This window comes from Stutzerimonas stutzeri (genome assembly GCF_000935215.1).
In the GTDB taxonomy this organism is placed as follows: Bacteria; Pseudomonadota; Gammaproteobacteria; order Pseudomonadales; family Pseudomonadaceae; genus Stutzerimonas.
This window is the reverse complement of sequence record NZ_JXXD01000003.1, coordinates 1-23,827: the sequence shown is the minus strand read 5'-3', so window position 1 is coordinate 23,827 and position 23,827 is coordinate 1. Positions and strand designations below refer to the sequence as shown.

Here is a 23,827-nt window from a genome sequence, read left to right as displayed (position 1 = left end):
GAAGATGCAATGGGAAACCGTGATCGGGCTGGAGATTCACGCACAGCTCGCGACCCAGTCGAAGATCTTTTCCGGTAGCGCCACCACTTTCGGTGCCGAGCCCAACACCCAGGCCAGCCTCGTCGATCTGGGCATGCCCGGCACCCTGCCGGTACTCAATGCCGAAGCCGTGCGCATGGCGTGCAAGTTCGGCCTGGCAATCGACGCCGAGATCGCGCCGAAGAACGTCTTCGCCCGCAAGAACTACTTCTATCCTGACCTTCCAAAGGGCTACCAGACCAGCCAGATGGACCATCCCATCGTCGGCAAGGGCCATCTGGACATCACCCTGGAAGATGGCAGCACCCGGCGCATCGGTATCACCCGCGCACACCTGGAAGAGGACGCCGGCAAGAGCCTGCACGAAGACTTCCACGGCATGAGCGGTATCGACCTGAACCGCGCCGGCACCCCGCTGCTGGAGATCGTCTCCGAGCCGGACATCCGTTCGGCCAAGGAAGCGGTCGCCTACGTCAAGGCGATCCACGCGCTGGTGCGCTACCTCGGCATCTGCGACGGCAACATGGCCGAAGGCTCGCTGCGCTGCGACTGCAACGTCTCGGTGCGGCCCAAGGGCCAGGCCGAGTTCGGCACCCGCGCCGAGATCAAGAACGTCAACTCCTTCCGCTTCATCGAGAAGGCGATCAACCACGAAGTGCAGCGGCAGATCGAGCTGATCGAGGACGGCGGCAAGGTGGTGCAGGAAACCCGCCTGTACGACCCTAACAAGGACGAGACGCGCTCCATGCGCAGCAAGGAAGAAGCCAACGACTATCGCTACTTCCCCTGCCCCGACCTGCTGCCGGTGGTGATCGAGCAGAGCTTTCTCGACGAAGTGCGCGCCAGCCTGCCGGAGCTGCCGGTGCAGAAGCGCGAACGCTTCGAGCGCGAGTTCGGCCTGTCGGCCTATGACGCCAGCGTGCTGGCCGCCAGCCGCGAGCTGGCCGACTACTTCGAGCAGGTCCAGCAGGCCTGCGGCGACGCCAAGCTGGCCGCCAACTGGGTGATGGGCGAGCTGTCCAGCCTGCTCAACAAGGAAGGCCTGGAGATCGAGCAGTCACCGGTTTCCGCCGAGCAACTGGGCGGCATGATCCTGCGCATCAAGGACGACACCATCAGCGGCAAGATCGCCAAGATGGTCTTCGAGGCCATGGCCGCCGGTGAAGGCTCGGCTGACCAGATCATCGAGAAGAAAGGCCTCAAGCAGGTTACCGACTCCGGCGCCATCGAGGCGATGCTCGACGAAGTGCTGGCGGCCAATGCCGAGCAGGTCGAGCAGTACCGCGCCAGCGACGAAGCCAAGCGCGGCAAGATGTTCGGCTTCTTCGTCGGCCAGGCGATGAAGGCTTCCAAGGGCAAGGCCAACCCTGGCCAGGTGAACCAACTGCTGAAGAAGAAACTCGAAGGCTAAGCTGAGCGATGGCCCTGCGCGGTTGCCCCAGCTGCAACCGCGGACATCGCTGCACCACCGCTCCCGGCATCGCCACAACGTCACGACACCTGCCGCGGGCCATCGCCGACTCAGCGATCGACCCAACGGAAGGATTGTTCATGCGCCTGACACGCTTCACCGCCCTGCTGTTGCTGGCCTTGCTGGCCAGCGGCTGCGCAGATCGCCAGCCGGCTCAACCCACCAAGGCACCACCCGCCACGCATGATCGCTTCAGCCAGAGCGGCAAGGCCTCCTATTACGCGCGGATGCACCACGGCCAACGCACCGCCAACGGCGAAACCCATGATCAGAACGCACTGGTCGCCGCCCATCGCAGTCTGCCCTTCGGCACGCGGGTGCGGGTAACCAACGAGCAGAACGGCAAGCAGGTGGTGGTACGCATCAACGATCGCGGCCCCTTTCGCCGCGGCCGCATCATCGACCTTTCTCGCGCGGCGGCGGCACAACTGGACATGCTCGAGAGCGGTGTGATCCGCGTACGTATCGAAACCCTTCCATGAAGAAAAGGCACCTATAGTGATGTCACAGAGCACAGACCGCGATACCGCAGCCAAGGGAGCGCCCGCATGTCGCTGATTACCTTTGCCTACCTCATCGGCGGCCTGGTGTTGCTCGTCGTCGGCGCCGAAGCGCTGGTACGCGGTGCCGCCAAACTGGCCAGCCGTTTCGGCATTCCACCCCTGATCATCGGACTGACCGTAGTGGCCTTCGGCACCAGCGCACCGGAAACAGCCGTCAGCGTACAGGCATCGCTGAATGGCAGCGGTGACATCGCGGTAGGCAATGTGATCGGCAGCAACATCGCCAATATCCTGCTGATTCTCGGCGTTTCCGCAGTGATCGCACCGCTGGTGGTATCCCGGCAGCTGATCCGCCTCGACGTGCCGGTGATGATCGGCGCCGGGCTGCTCTGCTATGGACTGGCCTGGAACGGTAGCATCAGCCGACTGGACGGTATCCTGCTGCTCGTTGCCCTGATTGGCTACACGCTGTTTCTGGTAGTCGCCAGCAAGCGGGACAAACCGGGACCTGGCGTCGATGAATTCGACACGGAGTTCGGTCCGGACACCGGCGACAAGCCCTATGCCTGGGTGCTCCAGCTGTTGCTGATCCTGCTCGGTCTGGGGCTGCTGGTGGGCGGCTCGAATCTGCTGATCGAAGGTGCCGTGGGCCTGGCCCGTGCGCTCGGTCTTTCCGAACTGGTCATCGGCCTGACGGTGGTCGCGGTCGGCACCTCGATGCCGGAGCTGGCGACCTCGGTGCTGGCGGTCATCAAGGGTGAACGCGACATTGCCGTCGGCAATGTGGTGGGTAGCTGCATCTTCAATCTGCTGCTGGTGCTCGGGGCCGGCGCCGCGGTGGCTGCGGACGGCCTGTCCATTTCACCCAACGCCCAGTCCTTCGACTTCCCGGTAATGCTGGCCGTGTTCGTCGCCTGCCTGCCGATTTTCTTTTCCGGGTATTGCATCCGCCGCTGGGAAGGGCTGATGTTTTTCGCCTATTACCTGGCCTACACCCTGTATCTGGTGATGTTCGCCACCGGCCTGGGCGCCATCGAGCTGCTGCGCGACGCGATGCTCTGGTTCGCGTTCCCCTTGACGGCCGTCACGCTTTTGGTGATCTTCCTGCGCGCCTGGCAACACCAGCGCTGAATCACCCTCTTTTATCTGGATTTTTTGCGGAGCACCCCATCGTGACCCTGATGACCTTTGTCTACCTCGTAGCCGGCTTGGTGCTGCTCGTCGCCGGCGCGGAGGTCCTGGTGCGAGGTGCAGCCAAACTCGCCGCCCAGTTCGGCATTTCCCCGCTGGTCATCGGTCTCACCGTGGTCGCTTTCGGTACAAGCGCGCCAGAAACGGCCGTCAGCGTGCAAGCTTCACTCAACGGTAGCGGCGACATTGCAATCGGCAACGTGGTGGGCAGCAACATCGCCAACGTGCTGCTGATCCTCGGCATGACCGCGCTGGTCGCCCCGCTGGTGGTGTCGCGCCAATTGATCCGCCTGGACGTGCCGATCATGATCGGTGCCAGCCTGGTGACTTTCGGCCTTGCCTGGGACGGCGAACTCAGCCGTATCGACGGCGCGCTGCTGTTCACCGCGGTAGTGGCTTACACGCTGTTCCTGATCATCAGCAGCCGCCGGGAAAAAGCTGCGGAAGTCGACGACGAGTTTGCCAAGGAGTTCGGTTTGGACGAGCCGGCCAAGCCGCATGCAGGGCTGATCAACGCTGGCCTCGTGATCGCAGGTCTGGTGTTGCTGGTAGTGGGTTCCAACTTCCTAGTCGAGGGTGCCGTGGCCCTGGCCCGGGCGCTCGGCCTGTCGGAGCTGGTCATCGGCTTGACGGTAATTGCCATCGGTACTTCGCTGCCGGAACTGGCCACCTCGATCATGGCGGCCTTCCGCGGCGAGCGTGATATCGCCGTCGGCAACATCGTCGGCAGCAACATCTTCAATCTGCTCTGCGTACTGGGCCTGGCCTCGCTGGTGTCGCCGCAAGCGATCGGCGTGTCGTCCAACGCGCTGGCCTTCGATTTCCCGGTGATGATCGCCGTAGCGGTGGCCTGCCTGCCGATCTTCTTCGCCGGCTACTGCATCAAGCGTTGGGAAGGCGCGCTGTTCCTCGCCTATTACGTGGCGTACACCCTGTACCTGGTGCTGACCAGCACCGGCCGCCCGTTCGCGGAAACCTTTGGCGATGCCATGCTGGGCTACGCGCTGCCGTTGACCGCGATCACGCTGCTGGTCATCGCCGGCCGCGCCTGGAAAACCCAGCGCTGATAAGAAAGGTGAGCCACAGGTGGGCCTGAGCGGCCCGCCTTCACTTAGCCCTCACGCATCTGAGGCCGGGGAAGCTCGAACACCTGGGCACTCTCCTCTTCGTCCCCCATGCGGTTGAGGGTGCCGTCGACCACCGCGCCGTTCTCCATGCTCAACTGGCGATAGCGGATGTTCCCGCGCACGCGTGCATTGGAATGCAGCTCGAGCAGATGCTCCACCACCAGATCACCGACGATGGTGCCGTCGATCAGCGCATCGTAACTGCTCACGTTGCCCTCGATCCGTCCCTCGGCACTCAGCGCCAGCAGGCTATGGGTACCCGGCTTGTGGCAGACATCGCCTCGCACTTCGCCGCTGACCTTCAATCCTTCCTCGAAGGTCACGTCCCCGACCAGGGACAGATTGCCGGAGATCAGGCTGGAAAATTGATCGATGGTGACGCGTGGTGCCGGCTTTTTCTTGTGAAACATCGTCTACTCCCAAAAAGGTTAACGGGCCTTCTTCTGCTGACGGAAGAAAGCCAGATCGGTCTGCAGTCGCTCGACCTGCGCAGAGAGGGTGGCTATTCGCCTTAGCAATTGCTCTTCGGTGGCCTGGATTTCCTTGCGCTTCAAGCGGCTCTGCCCCAGTGCGGTCCTGAGTGCCTGGCTGTCCTGCGTCAGCGCCTCGAGCTGCCGCGCATGAGCTGCGTGCTCGTGGTTGCGCAGGAACAGCAGCGCGCCGATCACGCAGAGCAGTGCAAAGATGAGCCAACGACCGCTACGCACGCTACGCGCAGCCTGCAGTCGGTGCTCAGCGCGTAGCAGCTCGCGGGTGGAGGGGCGTTTAGTCCTCAGCCAGGCCATCGCTGTCACGCTCCAGATCACCCAGGGCCAGGAAACGCTGCGGGTCGACGAAGCGGCCCTTGTGCAGCACCTCGAAATGCAGATGAGGACCAGTGGATCGGCCTGTCGAGCCCACCGCACCGATACGCTGTGCCGGCGTGACGACCTCGCCCTGGCGTACATCCAGCCGAGACAGGTGGGCATAGCGCGTGACCAGGCGATTGCCATGGTCGATCTCCACCAGCTTGCCGTAGGCGCCTCGGTAGCCGGCGAAGCGCACCCGGCCTCCCGCCGCAGCGACCACGTCGGAGCCGCTGCGCAAGGCGAAGTCCACCCCGGAATGGAACGCCAGCTTCTTGCGGAAAGGGTCGACGCGATTGCCGAATGCCGAACCCAGCCGCGCCTCGCCAACCGGTCGCCGTGACGGAATCGCCATGAGCGCCGCGTTTCGCTCGGCGACCTGCTGCATCAGCCCATCCAGCATCACCCGCATGCAGAGCGCCGAGGCCTCGCTGCGCTGCAGGTGAGCAAGGCTCAGCCGCTCGGCATCGACCAGCAGTTCCCCCGAACAGCCCCGAGGCGGCAACAGCGCGCCGCCCTGCCCTGTACCGTCCGTGCCCGCAGTACGCTCCGGCACCAGCACGGGCAGCAGCGTCGGGTCCAGCGCCGACAGCTGGCCATGCAAAACACGCTGTTGATCCATCATCTGCTGCAGGGCGAGCAGGTCGGATTCGAGCGTTTTCAACCGGCCGACCACCTCGCCTACGCGGGCAATGGCAAAGCGGTCCTCATCCTCGACAGGTACATCACCCTGATGCGTGGCCAGGTTCGGCGTGTGCAGATCGCTGCCAAGCCAGACACCGCCGGCAAAGCTTCCCAGATTCAGCACCAGCAACAGCGCAAAACCCGGAACCGCAAGGCGCCGCAGATTCACCACGCGTATGTCGTCACGCGTCAGCGAGCGGCTCGAAGGTGTGAAAAATGCCATGAAAGATTCCCTAGAACACGGAGCGGCTGCCTCGCCAGGCAAGCCGTTGAACGTCCAGGGCAATTTGGCGCAAACGCACTTTTTTTTCTGAGGCCTGATGACCGATTACGACCATCGCTACGCGATTCTTAAGCTGAGAGCCGCATTGGCGACGAACGGCGCGGCGAATCGCAGCCAAGGTCTCGACTAGATCCAGCCCAGCCAGCCCAGCAGAAACAGCCCGGCGTTGATGCTCAGCGCTGCCATCAGCGTCGTGATGACAATGATGGTCGCGGCCAGCTGATGATTGGAATTGACCGCGCGCGCCATGACGAAACTCGCCGCCGCCGTTGGGCTGGCAAAGTAGAGAAACAGGATACCCAGCTCCGCATCGCGAAAGCCGTAGGCCCAAGCACCCAGGGTCGCGAGTGCCGGCAGCCAGACCATTTTCATCAGGCTCGAACTGAGCGCACTGCCGCTGCTCTTGCGCAACGCATCCAATGACAGCGTGGCGCCGATGCAGATGAGCGCCAGTGGCAAGGTCATCTGCGCAAAGTACTGGCCCGAGGTCATCAGCCAGCCCGGCAAGTCAATCTGCCAATAGGCGAAGGGCACGGCCGCGACCACACCAATGATCAGCGGATTACGCAGGATGCTGAGCAAAATTTCCTTCGGGCCGACCTGTCCATCCGGGCTGTAGATGGCGAGCACCATCGCCGAGAGGCTGTTGTAGACCAGAATCACCACCCCGGCGAGCACACCGCCAACCGACAGGCCGTAGTCACCGTAGAGGCTGCTAGCCAGCGCCAGGCCGACGATGCCGTTGTTGCCACGAAACGCGCCCTGCACGTACACGCCGCGATCGGATGCCGGGCAACGCCACAAGGCCCAGACCCAGGCCACGATAAATGTCGCAATCGTGGCGAGCACGAAATAGAGCAGCAGTGCCGGCTGCAGCGCCGCTGTCAGATCGGCCTTGATGATGGAGATGAACAGCAGCGTCGGCATGGTGCCCCTGAACACCAGCGCCGAAGCCGTATACACGAACGCAGCGTTGATCCAGCCGAGGCGCTTGAGCGCGACACCGAGAAACAACATGGCAAACACCGGCGCAGTGACGCTCAGGGTTTGCAGTACGAGGGGGAGCATGGAAGACGCCTGCAACTACAAAGCTCGCAAGCATAAAGCATGCGTTACGCGAGGGCTCGGGCGTCGTGTGATGACAACGCCCCCCCCGCGAGACGATGACGCCGGTTAGCGTCGCACCGGACGTTTCTGTAGTTTGCGCTGCAAGGTCCGTCGATGCATGCCCAGGGCACGGGCGGTAGCGGAGATGTTGCCGTCGTGCTCACTGAGCACCCGCTGGATATGCTCCCACTGCAGGCGATCGACCGACATGGGATTTTCCGGCACCAGGCTGTCGAGATCGGCATGCTGCGACAACAATGCCGCCAGCACGTCGTCGGCATCGGCAGGCTTGCACAGGTAATTGCAGGCGCCGCGCTTGATCGCCTCCACCGCTGTGGCGATGCTCGAGTAACCGGTCAGGATCAACACCCGCATTTCGGGGTCCAGCTCGAGCAACTTGGGCAGCAGCACCAGGCCCGAATCGCCTTCCATCTTAAGGTCGAGCACTGCGTAGTCAGGAATATCCTGCTTGGCCAGGGCCAGGCCCTCCTCCGCAGAACCAGCGATGCTGACCTGCAGGCCCCGGCGACTCATGGCGCGCGCCATTACCCGGGTGAACGTCGGATCGTCATCCACCAACAGCAGGTGAGGTTGTTCTTCACCCTCTTGCTGCAACTCGTCGGTCATCTGTGCATTTCCTCGCATTGTTCACGAACGGGATCAGGGGCGCACCGAACCATGCGGTAGGCGCAGTTCGGTCAGTGTGCCACCTTCTTCGTGATTGTAGAGCTTCACTGTGCCGCCGGCGCGGGTGACGCTGGCCTGACTGAGAAACAGACCAAGGCCAAAGCCCTTGCCTTTAGTGGTAATGAAGGGCCTGCCAATTTGCTCGGCAATGGCCAGCGGCACCCCAGCCCCATGATCGCGTATGGTCAGTTTCACCCACTGCGCGTCCCAGTCCAGACGTATTTCCAGGTCCTCGGGGCTGGCATCGGTGGCGTTGTTCAGCAGGTTGAGCAACGACTGGCTGAGGTCAGCTGGCGGCATCAGACGCGGCGGACTGCCTAAGCCCATGCAGTGGAAACGATAGGTCGCTTCAGGGCGCATTAGGTGCCAGCGCTGCAGGACCGAGTCGACCCACTCGCGAGCGGTCTGCTCGACGACTGCCTGACGCCGATCAGCCTCGGCAGCCCGAACCAGCTGTCGCAGGCTCTCTTTGCAGAGCTGGACCTGCGACTGCAGCAGGCCGAGATCCTCGCTCAGCTGCGGGTCCTTGTATTCCTGGCGCAACTCCTTGAGCAGCACACTCATGGTCGCCAACGGCGTACCCAGCTCATGGGCAGCACCGGCAGCTTGTGTAGCCACGGCGAGCAGCTGTTGATCGCGCATGCTCTCCTCGCGGCGTTGGGCCTGCTGTTGTTCCTGGCGGCGCAACTGTTCAGCCATGCGCGCGACGAAGAACGTAATCAGTGCCGCGGCCAACGCGAAACTCAGCCACATGCCGTAAACCTGCAGCGTCGCGCGCTCGAAGGGTGGCAGGGTCAGCGGGTCGTACCACACCAGCATCAATGTGTAGCCCAACAGCGCAAGACCGGAGAGAACGATGGAGTACAGCCACGGCAGGGTTGCCGCGGCGATGGTCAGTGGCACGAGGTAATAGGAGACGAAAGGATTGGTCGAGCCACCGGAGTAATACAGCAGCGCGCTATGGACCATCAGATCGCAGCCCAGATGCACCGCATACTCGAGCTCGGTGACCGGCCAGGGGCCACGCAACCGCAACGCCGTGCCCAGACAAAGCACGGCCGAGACAGCGAGCGTAATGCCCAACGCGAGCCACGGCAGCGTCAGCAACTGGGTCGCATAAGCCACGCCCACGGCGCCGGACTGCGCAGCCAGCACCACAATGCGGATGAGTGTCAGTAACCGAAGGTTCTGCCGGCTGGCGGACAGCAGCGGGACGGATGCGTACATGGAGTCTCCAACAATTCGGCGGAGTATAACCAAGCCATCTGCCAGCCAGCCGGAAATGCGGCAACTCGACGCACAGGCAGCTGCATACATTTAACGGCGCAGGTACAGTCTTGTGCTATCGCACCGCCCGGTGCTTTTGCCAAGGATCCGCTATGCAATCAACTCCCTTCCGCAGCGCCGCTATCATGGCGCTGGCCACGGGCCTCGTCAGCCTGCCTGTCATTGCCGAGCAACCCCGCTACAACCAGGTCGCCCTGCGCGCCGAAGTCAGCAGCGAAGTTGCGCATGACCGCATGCACGTCACGCTTTACAGCGAAGCACAACACAGTGATCCGGCCCAGCTCGCGGCACAGACGACGACGACCTTGAACCAGGCGCTGGAGACCGCTCGGCAGAGCAAGGATGTGATCGTCAGCCAGGGCAGCCGCAACAGCTATCCGGTCTATGACGACAAGGGCCAGCATATCTCCGGCTGGCGGGAGCGTGCCGAGCTGCGCCTGGAGAGCGGCAACTTTGCCAGCCTGTCGAAGCTGACCGCCGAGCTGATGAAGAGCCTGAAGATGAGCAGCATGCACTTCAGTGTCTCTGACCCGATCCGCAAGCAGAACGAGGATGCCCTGCTCAAGGAGGCGGTCGCCGCGTTCCAGGCGCGCGCCCAACTCGCGACCGAAGCGCTCGGCGGCAGCGGTTACAAGCTGGTGAGCCTCAACCTCAACGGCGGCGGATTTCAACCTGTCATGCGCAGCAGCGCGATGAAGATGGACATGATGGAATCGGCACCCATCCCCGAAATCGAAGCGGGCACTCGCCAGGTCTCGATCAACGCCGACGGCGTCATCGAAGTTCAGATGCCGTGACAGAAACTGACTGTTCGGACCACTTCTAAATATTCGCTTACAAATAGCCAGCCCGCGCTGTGCAAGGGTTGGCAACCGATTTGACGACCAAGATGAGAAACTAATGCAGTAAAGTCTAAATTCTCGTTTACGAATGATTATCATGCGGGCGCCAACGAGACGGCTACAAGGAGCCCGCATGTCCATCCCCTTCGCACGTACCGCCCTGTCCTGCGCCATGATCGGCTGCAGCTGGACGGCTCTCGCCCAGAACGCGCCTGTCACGCTCAACGACACGGTCGTCAGCGCCTCCGGCTTCGAACAGAAGATCACCGAAGCACCGGCCAGCATCAGCGTCATCAGCCGTGAAGACCTGCAGCAGAAGCGCTACAACAACCTGGCGCAGGCACTGGGCGACGTGGAAGGCATCGACATCGGCCAGGGCACCGGCAAGACCGGCGGGCTCAACATCAGCATCCGCGGCATGCCCAGCCAGTACACCCTGATCCTCATCGACGGCCGTCGACAGAACGCCGCAGGCAATGTCACGCCAAACGGCTTCAACGAAACCTCCACCAGCTTCATGCCGCCGCTGTCGGCCATCGAGCGCATCGAAGTGATCCGTGGCCCGATGTCGACGCTCTACGGCTCCGACGCCATGGGCGGGGTAATCAACATCATCACCCGCAAGGTCGGCAAGGAGTGGACCGGCTCGCTGACACAGGATTACACCTACCAACAAGATCGCGACTTCGGCGACACCCGCAACACCAGTGTCTACGCCAGTGGTCCGCTGGTCGACGGCCTGCTCGGTCTGCAGGTCCGCGGCAGCCTGTTTGATCGCCAGGAGTCGGACCTTAGCTACGGCAATGGCATCGACGTCAGCAAGCGCGGCCCCTCGCCCGTCGACGGTCGCAACCAGAACATCGGCGCCCGCCTGGCCCTGACCCCGCATCAGGACCATGACTTCGCGCTGGATATCGAGCGTGGGCGGCAGGCATACAACAACGACGAATGCCAGCTCGGCACCCTCGACGGCTTGAACAGGGCTTGCACCGCGCCGGCTAGCGCCGCGAACGGCTATGACGACGAGCTTCGCTTCGAGCGCGAACAGATCGCCCTGACCCACACCGGTCGCCTCGGCTTCGGCACGCTGGATTCCAGCCTGATGCACAACACCACCGAAACCTTTGGCCGGACCATTCCCGGCGCCATCGGTGCGCCGACCGCCGTACCCGGGGCAATCGGCGGGGACGACCGCGAGCTGGAAACCACCAACCTGGTCTTCGACACCAAGCTGGTTGCCCCGATCGGCGAATCGCACATCGCCACCGTAGGCGGCCAATGGTGGAAAGCCGAAATGACCGATGGCATCGCCCAGACGGAATTCGAGCAGAAGACCTGGGCACTGTTTGCCGAGGATGAGTGGCGCCTACGCGATGATCTGGCCCTTACCCTGGGCGCCCGCTATGACGACCACGAGTCCTTTGGTGGACATGTCAGCCCGCGGGCTTACCTGGTCTGGAACACCACCGACAACTGGACCCTCAAGGGTGGTATCAGCAAGGGCTACAAGACGCCGGACCTGAACGACCTGCACGGCGGCATCAATGGCGTAACCGGCCAGGGCTCCATCATCACCATCGGCAACCCGGACCTGGACCCCGAAACGACCACCAGTACCGAGATCGGTGCCTATTTCGACAGCCTGACCGGCTTCAGCGCCAACGCCACGCTGTTCCACAACAAGTTCAAGGACAAGATCGCCAGCGGCGACCCGATCACCGATCCACTGTGCGCAGGCAACAACAACGGCACCTGCTCGCAGCAGATCAACGTCGACGAAGCGGTGACCCGTGGCCTGGAGCTGGCTGGCAGCTGGCAGTTCGCACCAGCCTGGAAACTGAGCGCCAACTACACCTACACCGACAGCGAGCAGAAGAGTGGCGATAACCAGGGAGAGCCGCTGACCAACACGCCCGAACACCTGGCCAACGCCAAACTCGACTGGCAGACCACCGACCGTCTGGGCCTGTGGCTGAAGAGCGAGTACCGCGGTGAGCGCGCGCGCTTCACCTCCAGCTACGAGAATCTCGCTAACGCCAACGGCAGCTACTCCACCAGCCAGTCGATCTACGACACGCTGGGCAAGAACGCCAAGGCATACACACTGTTTCACCTGGGCGGGTCGTATCGGGCTACGGAGAACCTGACGCTCAACGCGACGATCTACAACCTCTTCGACAAGGACTTCGTCGACGGCAAGGCCTACACCACCTACTCCAATGGCGGGAGCGCAAACGGCACGGCCTACGGCACCGACTACAGCCACTCCGGCGCCGCCACCACCGGTATCGTGGAAGAAGGCCGCCGCCTATGGCTGTCAGCCAACCTGACCTTCTGACCTGAAGGCGACACAACAGAGCCGGGATCATCCCGGCTCTGTTGTTTCTCGCCCATACGGATCATGAAAAACGCGAATGTATGCTGTTTGTAAATCTTTAGTATCGCCGCGTCAGTCGCCCTAGAATTCGCCCACCCTCCCATACGCCAAGGACCACCATGCATATCTGGCTCGGCACTCTGCGCCAATGGCACTGGATCAGCTCCGCGCTGTGCCTGGTCGGCATGCTGCTGTTTGCGGTCACCGGCATCACGCTGAACCACGCCGGGCAGATCGAGAGCAAACCGCTGGTGGAAACCCGCGAAGGGCAGCTGCCCGAGCGGCTGCTCAACAGTCTGCAGGCCGACACTCCGGAGGACGGCCTGCCAGCTGACCTGCAGCGATGGCTGGAACAGACCCTGGGCGTGCAGCTGGCCGGTCGCGAAGCCGAGTGGAGCGATGGCGAACTCTACGTCGCCCTGCCCCGTCCTGGCGGCGATGCCTGGCTGAGTCTGAGCCTGGAAAGCGGCGAGCTGGAATACGAATCGACCGATCGCGGCTGGATCGCCTACTTCAACGACCTGCACAAGGGCCGTCACAGCGGCGAAGCCTGGAGCTGGTTCATCGATCTGTTTGCCGTTGCCTGTGTGGTGTTCAGCCTCACCGGCCTGCTGCTCCTGCAACGCCATGCCGGCAATCGCCCCGGCACCTGGCCACTGGTTGGCCTGGGGCTGGTGATTCCGCTGCTACTGGCGCTGCTCTTCATTCATTAAGGACTGCTCATGCGTAAACGCCTGTTGTTCCCCCTCGCCCTGCTTAGCGCCCCGCTATACGCGGCGGACCTGCAGCTGGACGTGGAAATCCCCCGCCTGGATGTCGCCGAGTACCACCGTCCCTATGTCGCCATCTGGCTCGAGCGTCCGGACCAGAGCCACGTTGCCAATCTGGCGGTGTGGTACGACACCAAGCTCAAGGACAAGGAAGGTGAAAAGTGGCTCAAGGACCTGCGCCAGTGGTGGCGCCGTAGCGGCCGCAGCCTGGAAATGCCGGTTGATGGCGTCAGCGGCGCCACCCGTGCCGTGGGCAGCCACAGCCTGAAGTTTTCTGACAAGCAGGCGCCGTTCAAAACGCTGGAGGCCGGCGAGTACCGCGTGGTGGTCGAAGCCGCCCGTGAGGTCGGTGGCCGCGAGCTGCTGCGCGTCCCATTCAGCTGGCCGCCCCAGCAGAACGCCGAACATCAAGCCCAGGGCAAGAGTGAGCTGGGCGCCATCAATCTCACGCTGACCCCATGAACAGGAAGCACGCCATGAAACCCGTCATCAAATGGACCGCCCTGGCCCTCGCCGTCTGCCTGCCGCTTTCGGCCCAGGCCCACCGCGCCTGGATGCTGCCTTCGGCCACCGTACTCTCGGGTGAAGAGCCTTGGATCACCGTCGACGCCGCGGTTTCCAACGACCTGTTCTATTTCGAACACGTGCCGATGCGCCTCAAGGGTATCGGCGAGGCAGCCCAGGCGCCGGCAGGTGGCCCGCCCGGCATGCGCGGGCGGCCGGTTCCGGAGCTGCAGGTCATCGCCCCGGATGGCTCCAAGGTTGCGGTACAGAACGGCGCCATCGGCCGCTACCGCAGTACCTTCGATGTGCAGCTGAGCCAGAAGGGCACCTACAAGCTGGCGGTCGCCAACAACGGCCTGTTCGCCAGCTGGAAGGAAAACGGCCAGATGCGCCGCTGGATGGGCACCCCGGAAAGCTTCGCCAAGGACGTCCCGGCCAAGGCCGAAGGTCTCAAGGTCAGCCAGACCAGCAACCGCATGGAAGTGTTCGTGACCTCCGGCGCACCCAGCACCGACGTGCTCGCACCCACCGGACAGGGCCTGGAACTCAAACCAGTCACCCACCCCAACGACCTTTTTGCTGGCGAAGCGGCGGAGTTCGTTTTTCTGCTCGACGGCAAGCCTGCCGCGGATATCGAGATCAGCGTGATACCGGGCGGCAACCGTTACCGCGACGAACTGGGCGAGATCAACGCCAAGACCGACACCGACGGCAAGGTCAGCATCACCTGGCCTGAAGCCGGTATGTACTGGCTGGAAGCCGAGCTGACCACAGACAAGGGTGTGAGCAAACCAGCCACCGAGCGGCGCGCCAGCTACAGCGCCACCCTGGAAGTGCTGGCGCCCTGACGTCCGAATAGCTGCCCGAGCCGCTATCTACGGCTCAGGCAGCGCCGAATTCCGCAACCCCGCCAACGAGTCATGTCTTTGCCCTCGCCTTTCTCATCCGTGCAGCGTATTTCGCCGCTGCTCGGCTGCACCGCCATCGCTGCGCTGCTGCTGTGGTGGCAACCGCCGCGGGCGATCAGTGCTGCGCTGGTAATCGCCACCTACCTGGCAGTGTCGTTGTACTGCTGGCGTAAGCAGCTGTGCTCCCAACCGACACCTGCCGCCACTACGACCGCACTGTTGGTGGCCTACTCCAGCCAAGGCGGGCAAGCGCAGCGCTATGCCGCGCACAGCGCAGACCAACTCCGCGATGCTGGCGTGGACGTACAGCTACTGCCGTTGAATGAGTTGGAGCCGAACCGACTACCCGCCCGGCGCATCCTGTTCGTTGTCAGCACCTATGGCGAAGGCGAACCTCCAGACAATGGCGCGCGCTTCGAGCGGAGTCTGGCCGGAGCAAGCCTGGCACTGCACGATCTGGAGTACGCCGTACTGGCTTTCGGTGATCGCCAGTACCGTCATTTCTGCGCATTCGGGCAGCGCCTGGATGAGCGACTGAAGCAATGTGGCGCCACACCTCTATTTGATCGCCTGGAGGCTGACAGAGCCGATGCCGGCGTGCTGGGCCACTGGCAGCATCAACTTGCGCATCTGAGTGGCAGCAGCGATTTCAGCGACTGGCTGCCGGCACCCTATCAACGCTGGCGCCTCACCGACCGACGCTGCCTTAACCCCGGTAGCGCCGGTGCGCCAGTGCAGCATCTGAAGCTGGTTCCGATAGACGATCAGCAGCACTGGCGCGCCGGCGATATCGTCGAAGTCGGCCCGCGGCACGACCTCGTGCGCGTGGAAGCGATGCTGCAACACCTCGGGCTCGATCCCCACAGACTCATTGATGGTCGGAGCCTGGCAGCGCACCTAAGCAACCGAAGGCTGCCCGAGACCGCGCAGCTGCGTGCCCTCGACGCTGATGCCCTGCTGGCCCTGCCTGCGTTGCCCCACCGCGAATACTCGATCGCCTCAGTCGCAACCGATGGTTCGCTGCAGCTGGTGGTGCGCGAGGCCAGCTATCCGGATGGCACGCCAGGACTCGGTTCGGGCTGGTTGTGCCGTTATGCCGCGCTTGGCGAAGCGATCGACCTGCGTATCCGTAGCAATCCGTCGTTTCACGGCCCGGCTGGCGAGACACCGCTCATTCTGATCGGAAATGGCACCGGCATCGCCGGGCTGCGAGCACACCTGCGCGAACGCGCCGCCACTTCCCAAGGCTCACGAAACTGGCTGCTATTCGGCGAACGCAACGCCGCCCACGACTTTTTCTTTCATGACGAACTGCAGCGTTGGCTCGATAGCGGCCTACTGGCGCGGCTGGATCTGGCTTTTTCTCGCGATCAGCCGGACAAGCGCTACGTGCAGCACGTCCTACGGGATGCGGCCGACGACCTGCGTCACTGGGTCGATCAGGGCGCGGCGATCTACGTTTGCGGCAGCCTGGAAGGCATGGGGCAGGAAGTGCAGCAGATCCTGCTCGGTCTGCTCGGCCAGGCGCGGCTGGAACAGCTGAGCGAGCAGGGACGCTATCGCCGCGACCTGTATTGATGTCCGCCATAACGACAAAGGCCGCTTCGAAGAGCGGCCTTTGTCATTTTCACAGCGGGATCAGAAGTGGAAGTTGGTGCTCAGTAACGCAGTACGACCGGCCGCGACGTGGGCATAGTGGCTGCCGTAGACCTGATCGAAATAGCGCTTGTCGGTCAGGTTCTGCACGTTCAGCTGCAGGTCCAGATTCTTGCTCACGCGATAGGCGGCCATCGCATCGTAGCGCCAGTATTCCGGTACCTCGATGTTGTTGGCCGTGTCGCCGAAGCGGGAGTCGACGTAGGTCGCACCGCCACCGATGGTCAGGTCCTGGGTGAGGTTGTAGGTGTTCCAGAAGCTGAAGCTGTGCTTCGGCGTGCTCGGCACCTCGTTACCGTCGTACAGCCCTTCCACGTACACCGGCGCCGCGCGGGTGCCGACGTTGGCGGCACCGGACTTGACCAGTTCGGCGTCCAGATAGGTATAGCTGGCAAACACCTGCCAGTTACGGGTGATCTGGCCGGTGGCGCCCAGCTCCAGGCCGTCGACCTGGGTTTCACCGATGCTTTCCTGGAAACCGCTGGCGTTGGTAACCCGCGCGTTGGTCTTCTCGGTGCGGAACAGCGCGGCGGTCAGGCCCAGACGCTCGTCGAAGAAGTCCCACTTGGTGCCGATCTCGTAGTTGCGGTTGCGCTCCGGATCGAGAACCTGGTTGTTCACGCTGAGCGCATCGGAGCCTTCGCCGCCGGTCTCGCCGGACGGGTTGCTGGAGGTCGACCACGCCGCGTAGATGCTGCCATTGGGCAGCGGATTGAAGACCAGACCCAACTGGTAGTTCCAGAAGTGGCTCTTGTTCTCCGGCCGGGTGACGACACCGGCGGTGGAGACGGCCTTCTGCTCCGTTTCGTAGTCGTCGTAGCGCAGGCCCATGTTCAGCGACCACTGCTCGTTGAACTTCAGCGTATCGAAGACGTAGGCCGCCAGCGTTTCGGTGTCGGTATCGGTCGTCGCCGCGCTGCGCGCGATGCTGCCGGTCCAGGCATCCTTGGAGCTCGGGTTGGACAGGCTGGTGCAGTCGCCCGAAGCCAGGTGCGCCGACGAACAGGTGTTGCCGCTGGTGCCCGGAGTGACCACGTAGGGTCGGTTGTGCACGCCGACATCGCTGATTTCCACGCCGGTCACCAGGGTGTGCTCGATGCTGCCGATGTCGAATCGCGCCGTCAGATCGGTCTGGTTGACCCAGCTCTGGGTATCGGAATTGCGGCTCTTGGCAGAGCGCGAAACCAGTCCATTGGGCACGTTGCCACGCGAATCGTCCGGGTTGGTGACGATGTAGTCCAGGGTGGTGCGGGCGATACGCGTAGTGTTGGAGACGGTCAGGTTCTCGTTCAGGTCGTGCTCGAGCCGAATGGTGCCGGCATCCGTGGTGCTCTCGCGGAAGTCGCGGCTTTCAAGGCCGTAGAAGTTGTCGCGATCCACGCTCACTGGCTCGCGACCTGGATTGCCTGGCGTAGCCACGGTCAGCGGAATGCCGTAGTCCGGCATGTCGTCTGTTTCCAGGTGGTAGTAAGACAGCGTCGCCCGGGTCGGCGTATCGAAGCCGAAGGTGATGGTCGGTGCCACGCCCCAACGACTGACATCCACACCATCGCGGCCGGCGACGTTGGCCTCGTGCTTCATCAGGTTCAGACGGCCGGCGACGTTGTCACCGAGCACGCGGTTGACGTCCAGCGTATAGCGGCGTGTCTGGTCCGAACCGAGGGTGACGCTGGCATCGCCGAAGTCGCGTTGCTTGGCGGTCTTGCTGATCAGGTTGAGGCTGCCGCCCGTGGAGCCGGCACCGGTGTAGGCTGAGCCCGGCCCCTTGCTCACTTCGATGCTCTCGACGTTGAAGATCTCGCGGGTTTGCGAGCCAACGTCACGCAGGCCGTCGATGAAGGTATCGCTCTCGGCGTTGAAGCCGCGGATGATCGGCCGGTCGCCCGCCGGATTTCCGCCCTCGCCCGCACCGAAGGTGATGCCGGAAGTGGTGCGCAATGCATCGACCAACGTCAGCGAACCGGTGTCGCGAATCACCTGGTCGGTGATCACGGTGACCGACTTCGGTGTTTCACGCAGCGGTGCCGTGTATTTCTTCGAAGCGGATGTATCGGCCTTGTAGGCCTGTTCCTGCTCACCGATCACCGTCACTTCATCGAGCGCAACCGGCGCTTCGCTGGGCGATGACGCTGCAGGCACGACCTGAGCCATGGAGGGAGCGGAGAAAGCGGTAAGGGCGACACCGATAGCCGAAGCCAACACGCGAGGTGGCTGGGCAAGTTCTAGAGACTGACGCGACATGTAATGCGGATCCTTGGAAGTTTATGCAACTGCGAATTGCTATTATTAGCAGGTAGCATTCTGATACATCCTGTCGCATTCTGAAACACCTGAATGCATACTAATATCATTTGCTCTTTTCACTCCTGCCGGTGATCCATGCTTCTACGCATTGCCAATGTGTTCTCCCGAGAAGAAACCGACCGTATTCGCTCCGCGCTGGAACAGGCCAACTGGCAGGACGGCCGCGTCACGGCTGGCTATCAGTCGGCCAAGGCCAAATACAATCTGCAGCTGGAGGAGGACGACCCACTCGCCCGCGAGATTGCCGAAGCCATGCTGCAACGGCTCTGGCAGCACCCGCAGTTCATGTCTGCCGCGCTGCCGAGCAAGGTCTTTCCGCCCCTGTTCAACTGCTACACGGCAGGCGGCGAGTTTGGCTATCACATCGACAATGCGGTGCGTCAGGTACGCAACAGCGCCGAACGCGTGCGCACCGACCTGTCCGCCACACTGTTCTTCAGCGATCCCGACGAGTACGACGGCGGCGAACTGGTGATCCACGACACCTACGGCACGCAGCGGGTGAAGTTCGCTGCCGGCGACATGGTGCTCTACCCCAGCACCAGCCTGCACAAGGTCGAGCCGGTCACGCGCGGCGCACGGCTGGCTTCGTTCTTCTGGATTCAGAGCCTGGTGCGCGAGGATGCGCAGCGCACGCTGCTCTACGAGATGGACCAGGCCATCCAGCAACTGACCGCCGATGTGCCGGAGCACCCATCCCTGGTGCAACTGACCGGCACCTATCACAACCTGCTGCGCCGCTGGGTCGAGGTCTGATGCCTCATCTTCTGCGCCGTGAGGAAGCCCTCTACAGCGACCAGCTGGGCAAGCTGGCCGAGGAACCGCACCGAGCCGCACGCCTGGTCCTCGCGGCCGCCGCGACCGGGGAAATCGAAGCGCAGGCGCTGCTCGGGCAAATCCTGCTGGAGGGCCGCGGCATCCAGGCCGATCCCGAACTGGCCCTGACCTGGTTCGGCATCGCCGCCGGCCGCGGCCACGCCATGGCCTGCAACATGGCCGGACGCTGCCACGAGCTTGGCTGGGGCTGCCCGGCCAATCCCGCACGCGCCGCCGAGCGGTACCGGCGCGCGGCAGACATGGGGTTGGACTGGGGCATGTACAACCTGGCCAATCTGCTCGCCACCGACCGCGGCATTCCGCAGGATGAAGTCGCGGCTTATCGCCTATACCGCCAGGCCGCCGAGCTGGGCCACGCCAAGTCGATGAACCTGACCGGACGCTGCCTGGAAGAAGGCCGCGGTGTGTCGCGCGACGTGTCAGCGGCGCACGGCTGGTATCGACGTTCCGCGGAGGCTGGCGACTTTCGCGGCCAGTTCAGCCATGCCGCCGTGCTGCTCACCCAGCAGCAATGGGACGCCGCCCGGCATTGGCTGGACCGCGCGCTTGAGGTTGGCCACCTGAAGTTCGTCGAGACCGCGCTGGCCAGCCTGCAGGCCGCCGCATTGCCTCAGATCGCCGATATCGTCGAGGCCTACGCGCGGCGACACGACGAGCTACGCGCCGGGTTGCGGTGAACGAAGCACAGAAACGAAAACGCCCCGCAATGCGGGGCGTTCGTTCATCGTCTACGGCTTAGATGTAGTAAGCCTTCAGCGGCGGGAAGCCGTTGAATTCGACGGCGCTGTAGCTGGTGGTGTAGGCACCGGTGGACAGCCAGTACAGGCGGTCGCCGATGGCCAGGTTAAGCGGCAGGCCGTACTTGTAGTTCTCGTACATGATGTCGGCGCTGTCGCAGGTCGGACCGGCGATCACCACTTCCTCGACCTCGCCCTTCTTCTCGGCATAGATCGGGAATTTGATCGACTCGTCCATGGTTTCGATCAAACCGCTGAACTTGCCCACGTCGACATACACCCAGCGCTCGACCGCGGTACGCGACTTGCGTGCCACCAGCACCACTTCACTGACGAGGATGCCGGCGTTAGCGATCAGCGAGCGACCCGGCTCGAGGATGATTTCCGGCAACTCGTCGCCGAAGTCTTCCTTGAGGAAGCGGATGATTTCCTCGGCGTAGGTTTCAAGGCTGTTGGTGCGGGTGATGTAGTTGGCGGGGAAACCGCCACCCATGTTGATCATCTTCAGCTCGATGCCGTCTTCTTCCTTCAGACGCTCGAAGATCACCTTGACCTTGGCGATGGCGGCGTCCCATACGGAAATGTCGCGCTGCTGCGAACCGACATGGAAGGAAATGCCGTAGGGCTCCAGCTTCAGCTGACGTGCGAGGATCAAGAGATCCATCGCCATGTCGGTCTGGCAGCCGAACTTGCGCGACAGCGGCCAGTCCGCAGTGGTAGAGCCTTCGGTGAGGATGCGTACATAGACTTTCGAACCCGGCGCGGCCTTGGCGATGTTGCGCAGGTCGGCTTCCGAGTCGGTGGCGAACATGCGCACACCCTTGTCGTAGAAGTAGCGGATGTCCTTGGCTTTCTTGATGGTGTTGCCGTAGCTGATGCGCTCCGGGCCAACGCCGCGGGACATCACCTTGTCCAGCTCATAGATCGAGGCGATATCGAAGCTCGAACCCTTGTCGCGCAGCAGATCGATGATCTCGACCGCCGGGTTGGCCTTGACGGCGTAGTACACGCTGGCGAATTCGAAACCGGCGCGCAGGTCGTCATAGGCCTTGCTGATGGTTTCGGTGTCGATCACCACGAAGGGGGTTTCGTGCTGGTCGGCAAATGCCTTCATCTTCTGGAAGGTGGCGCGAGGGTAATAGTCTTCGATCTTGACCGTCATGCGTGGGACTCCAAAAAACGGGAAACAAAAGTCGGATGAGGGATGGAGGGCATCAGCCCTGACAAGAACGCCTGATCAGTTTCCCCACTTTGGTTCGCCTACTTCCCAAGGCATGTCGCCGAGTATCACGGAGGATCTCTCGTCGTCAGTACTTGAGCCGGATGGATCGTTGCCAGCATGGACGTTCGGGCGCGAACTTTAGGACCAAGGGGGGCATAGATCAATCAAAAAAACGTCCCGAAGGTGCATCCGTTTCGAGTTGTTGTCGATTCAAAACAAAGCGTCATGGAAACTGCACAAATCGGCGATTTCCGCAGCCGTGCGGGCCGCAGCGGAATCCATTTACCGCTATAATCGCCGCCTTTTTTGACAGACCGACTACTCGTCGACGGGTTCCTTAATTCCGATGACCACTCAGGCCGCCGAAGTCGCGAAGCGCCGTACCTTCGCCATCATCTCGCACCCCGATGCGGGCAAGACGACCATCACCGAAAAGCTGCTGCTGATGGGCAAGGCGATCGCCGTTGCCGGTACGGTGAAGTCGCGCAAATCCGACCGCCATGCCACCTCCGACTGGATGGAAATGGAGAAGCAGCGCGGCATCTCAATCACCACCTCGGTGATGCAGTTCCCCTACCGCGAGCACATGATCAACCTGCTCGACACCCCCGGTCACGAGGACTTCTCGGAAGACACCTACCGCACCTTGACCGCGGTGGACTCGGCGCTGATGGTTCTCGACGGCGGCAAGGGCGTCGAGCCACGCACCATCGCGCTGATGGACGTCTGCCGCCTGCGCGACACGCCAATCGTGAGCTTCATCAACAAGCTCGACCGCGATATCCGCGACCCCATCGAACTGCTCGACGAGATCGAGGCGGTCCTCAAGATCAAGGCCGCGCCGATCACATGGCCGATCGGCTGCTACCGCGACTTCAAGGGCGTGTACCACCTCAAGGACGACTACATCATCGTCTACACGCCGGGCCACGGGCACGAGCGCACCGAGGTCAAGATCATCCAGAACCTGGATTCCGCCGAAGCGCGCAAGCACATCGGCGACGAGTACGAGCGTTTCATCGAACAGCTGGAACTGGTTCAGGGCGCCTGCCACGAGTTCGACCAGGACGAATTCCTCAATGGTCAGCTGACCCCGGTGTTTTTCGGTACCGCGCTGGGCAATTTCGGTGTGGACCATGTGCTCGACGCCGTCGTCGACTGGGCGCCGATGCCGCTGCCCCGCGCGGCCAACGAGCGAGTGGTCGAGCCGGTCGAGGAGAAGTTCACCGGCTTCGTGTTCAAGATCCAGGCGAACATGGACCCCAAGCACCGCGACCGCATCGCCTTCATGCGCATCTGCTCGGGCAAGTACGAGAAAGGCATGAAGCTGCGCCACGCGCGCATCGGCAAGGATGTCCGCATCGCCGACGCCCTGACCTTCTTCTCCAGCGAGCGGGAAATGCTCGAGGAAGCCTGGGCCGGCGACATCATCGGTCTGCACAACCACGGCACCATCCAGATCGGCGACACCTTTACCGAAGGCGAGAACCTCGGCTTCACCGGTATCCCGCACTTCGCCCCGGAACTGTTCCGCCGCGTGCGCCTGAAGGATCCGCTGAAATCCAAGCAGCTGCGCCAGGGCCTGCAGGAACTGGCCGAGGAAGGCGCCACCCAGGTGTTCTTCCCCGAGCGCAACAACGACATCATCCTCGGCGCGGTGGGCGTGCTGCAGTTCGACGTCGTCGCCAGTCGCCTGAAAGAGGAATACAAGGTCGAGTGTGCCTACGAGGCGATCAACGTCTGGTCGGCGCGCTGGATCGAGTGCGATGACAAGAAGAAGCTCGAAGACTTCAAGAACAAGGCCTACGAGAACCTCGCCATCGACGGCGGCGGCCACCTCACCTACCTGGCACCGACGCGGGTGAATCTGAGCCTGATGGAAGAGCGCTGGCCGGATGTGAAGTTCCGGGCGACACGCGAGCATCACTGACCCAGGAATGCGCCTGCTGCGGGGTACAGCAGGCGTAGTTGATTCTGCGCATTACTGCCGCTGCGCTCATTTAGATGCGCTCTCGCATGGAAGCGAGAGGCTGCCTTTTCACAAGGACCGTGAATGCCCACCGAACGCGCCTCCCCCGAACAACGCCAGTTCGCCAGACACCTGCGATACCAACTCACCGATTGCGAGCGTCTGCTGTGGCGCCAGTTGCGCAATCGCGGCTTAGCCGGATTCAAATTTCGCCGACAGCATCCGTGCCCGCCCTATGTCCTGGATTTCTACTGTGCAGAATTGCGACTTGTAGTTGAACTCGATGGCGGTCAGCACTTCGACGAAGCTGGTCTGGCGAAAGACCGTTTGCGCACGGCCTACCTGCAGCACCACGGGCTGGAGGTTCTACGCTTCAGCAATCTGGATGTGATACGGAATCTAGAGGGTGTTCTGACTGAAATCTTGAGCTGGATTGATACCCGTACCCCTCACCCCAACCCTCTCCCCAACGGGGAG

The 23,827-nt window shown here is 62.7% G+C and carries 22 protein-coding genes; 14 read left to right on the top strand and 8 right to left on the bottom strand.

The features are described from left to right. The first annotated feature begins 4 nt into the window (after positions 1-4). The 4 genes from gatB to LO50_RS00365 all read left to right on the top strand — a co-directional run bounded on the left by gatB (position 5) and on the right by LO50_RS00365 (position 4,271). Entirely contained in the window at positions 5-1,450 is a 1,446-nt protein-coding gene (gene gatB / locus LO50_RS00380) for an Asp-tRNA(Asn)/Glu-tRNA(Gln) amidotransferase subunit GatB (RefSeq protein WP_003302250.1), read from the top strand. 140 nt (positions 1,451-1,590) lie between these two features. Next, positions 1,591-1,992 carry a septal ring lytic transglycosylase RlpA family protein gene (locus tag LO50_RS00375; RefSeq protein WP_003302249.1) on the top strand — a complete coding sequence of 134 codons (402 nt, stop codon included), beginning with the start codon at positions 1,591-1,593 and terminating at the stop codon, positions 1,990-1,992. Positions 1,993-2,058: 66 nt separating this feature from the next. After that, on the top strand, positions 2,059-3,144 hold the full coding sequence (locus LO50_RS00370) for a calcium/sodium antiporter (protein WP_003302248.1): 1,086 nt from the start codon (positions 2,059-2,061) through the stop codon (positions 3,142-3,144). A gap of 41 nt (positions 3,145-3,185) precedes the next feature. Further along, the gene (locus LO50_RS00365; RefSeq protein WP_003302243.1) at positions 3,186-4,271 is read left to right on the top strand and encodes a calcium/sodium antiporter; all 1,086 of its coding nucleotides are present in this window, start codon (positions 3,186-3,188) and stop codon (positions 4,269-4,271) included. 44 nt (positions 4,272-4,315) lie between these two features. Here the strand turns inward: LO50_RS00365 and LO50_RS00360 are convergent, their stop codons facing one another. From LO50_RS00360 to LO50_RS00335, 6 genes are all read right to left on the bottom strand, one after another. Beyond that, complete coding sequence (locus tag LO50_RS00360) at positions 4,316-4,741, bottom strand: bactofilin family protein (protein WP_003302242.1); 426 nt, start codon at positions 4,739-4,741, stop codon at positions 4,316-4,318. An 18-nt stretch (positions 4,742-4,759) separates the two neighbouring features. Continuing rightward, complete coding sequence (locus tag LO50_RS00355; protein WP_003302240.1) at positions 4,760-5,116, bottom strand: hypothetical protein; 357 nt, start codon at positions 5,114-5,116, stop codon at positions 4,760-4,762. Then, the gene (locus LO50_RS00350) at positions 5,097-6,083 is read right to left on the bottom strand and encodes a M23 family metallopeptidase (RefSeq protein ID WP_003302238.1); all 987 of its coding nucleotides are present in this window, start codon (positions 6,081-6,083) and stop codon (positions 5,097-5,099) included. Before LO50_RS00350 ends, LO50_RS00355 begins: the two co-directional genes overlap by 20 nt. Before the next feature lie 186 nt (positions 6,084-6,269). Continuing rightward, complete coding sequence (locus LO50_RS00345) at positions 6,270-7,211, bottom strand: AEC family transporter (protein WP_044313740.1); 942 nt, start codon at positions 7,209-7,211, stop codon at positions 6,270-6,272. Between the two features lie 105 nt (positions 7,212-7,316). Then, entirely contained in the window at positions 7,317-7,877 is a 561-nt protein-coding gene (locus LO50_RS00340) for a response regulator transcription factor (protein ID WP_014821408.1), read from the bottom strand. Positions 7,878-7,910: 33 nt separating this feature from the next. Continuing rightward, positions 7,911-9,164: an ATP-binding protein gene (locus tag LO50_RS00335; RefSeq protein WP_044313739.1), complete on the bottom strand. Its 1,254-nt coding sequence runs from the start codon at positions 9,162-9,164 to the stop codon at positions 7,911-7,913. Positions 9,165-9,316: 152 nt separating this feature from the next. Between LO50_RS00335 and LO50_RS00330 the strand changes: the two genes are divergently transcribed. The 6 genes from LO50_RS00330 (at position 9,317) to LO50_RS00305 (ending at position 16,203) form a co-directional block, all read left to right on the top strand. Further along, positions 9,317-10,021 carry an SIMPL domain-containing protein gene (locus LO50_RS00330; protein ID WP_044313738.1) on the top strand — a complete coding sequence of 235 codons (705 nt, stop codon included), beginning with the start codon at positions 9,317-9,319 and terminating at the stop codon, positions 10,019-10,021. A gap of 178 nt (positions 10,022-10,199) precedes the next feature. Continuing rightward, entirely contained in the window at positions 10,200-12,404 is a 2,205-nt protein-coding gene (locus LO50_RS00325; protein WP_044313737.1) for a TonB-dependent receptor domain-containing protein, read from the top strand. Positions 12,405-12,562: 158 nt separating this feature from the next. Continuing rightward, on the top strand, positions 12,563-13,156 hold the full coding sequence (locus LO50_RS00320) for a PepSY-associated TM helix domain-containing protein (RefSeq protein WP_023445935.1): 594 nt from the start codon (positions 12,563-12,565) through the stop codon (positions 13,154-13,156). 9 nt (positions 13,157-13,165) lie between these two features. After that, entirely contained in the window at positions 13,166-13,675 is a 510-nt protein-coding gene (locus tag LO50_RS00315; protein WP_023445936.1) for a DUF2271 domain-containing protein, read from the top strand. Between the two features lie 14 nt (positions 13,676-13,689). Then, positions 13,690-14,565 carry a DUF4198 domain-containing protein gene (locus tag LO50_RS00310; RefSeq protein ID WP_044313736.1) on the top strand — a complete coding sequence of 292 codons (876 nt, stop codon included), beginning with the start codon at positions 13,690-13,692 and terminating at the stop codon, positions 14,563-14,565. Positions 14,566-14,637: 72 nt separating this feature from the next. Beyond that, complete coding sequence (locus tag LO50_RS00305) at positions 14,638-16,203, top strand: sulfite reductase subunit alpha (RefSeq protein ID WP_080902049.1); 1,566 nt, start codon at positions 14,638-14,640, stop codon at positions 16,201-16,203. A 60-nt stretch (positions 16,204-16,263) separates the two neighbouring features. On the opposite strand, the gene LO50_RS00300 is transcribed toward LO50_RS00305, so the two are convergent. Further along, positions 16,264-18,522 (bottom strand): TonB-dependent receptor, encoded by a 2,259-nt coding sequence (locus LO50_RS00300; protein ID WP_044313735.1) that lies wholly within the window; start codon positions 18,520-18,522, stop codon positions 16,264-16,266. A gap of 138 nt (positions 18,523-18,660) precedes the next feature. Here LO50_RS00300 and LO50_RS00295 point away from each other — a divergent pair, with 138 nt between their 5' ends. Next, positions 18,661-19,341, top strand: a complete 681-nt coding sequence (locus tag LO50_RS00295) for a Fe2+-dependent dioxygenase (protein ID WP_041014861.1) — start codon at positions 18,661-18,663, stop codon at positions 19,339-19,341. Next, on the top strand, positions 19,341-20,099 hold the full coding sequence (locus tag LO50_RS00290) for a tetratricopeptide repeat protein (RefSeq protein WP_044313734.1): 759 nt from the start codon (positions 19,341-19,343) through the stop codon (positions 20,097-20,099). Before LO50_RS00295 ends, LO50_RS00290 begins: the two co-directional genes overlap by 1 nt. A gap of 58 nt (positions 20,100-20,157) precedes the next feature. On the opposite strand, the gene LO50_RS00285 is transcribed toward LO50_RS00290, so the two are convergent. Further along, positions 20,158-21,321, bottom strand: coding sequence for a type III PLP-dependent enzyme (locus tag LO50_RS00285; protein WP_003302224.1), 1,164 nt, complete (start codon positions 21,319-21,321; stop codon positions 20,158-20,160). Positions 21,322-21,727: 406 nt separating this feature from the next. Here LO50_RS00285 and LO50_RS00280 point away from each other — a divergent pair, with 406 nt between their 5' ends. Beyond that, the gene (locus tag LO50_RS00280; protein ID WP_044313733.1) at positions 21,728-23,311 is read left to right on the top strand and encodes a peptide chain release factor 3; all 1,584 of its coding nucleotides are present in this window, start codon (positions 21,728-21,730) and stop codon (positions 23,309-23,311) included. A gap of 123 nt (positions 23,312-23,434) precedes the next feature. Then, positions 23,435-23,827: endonuclease domain-containing protein (locus tag LO50_RS23910; protein WP_080902051.1), on the top strand; the 393-nt coding region annotated here is incomplete at its 3' end.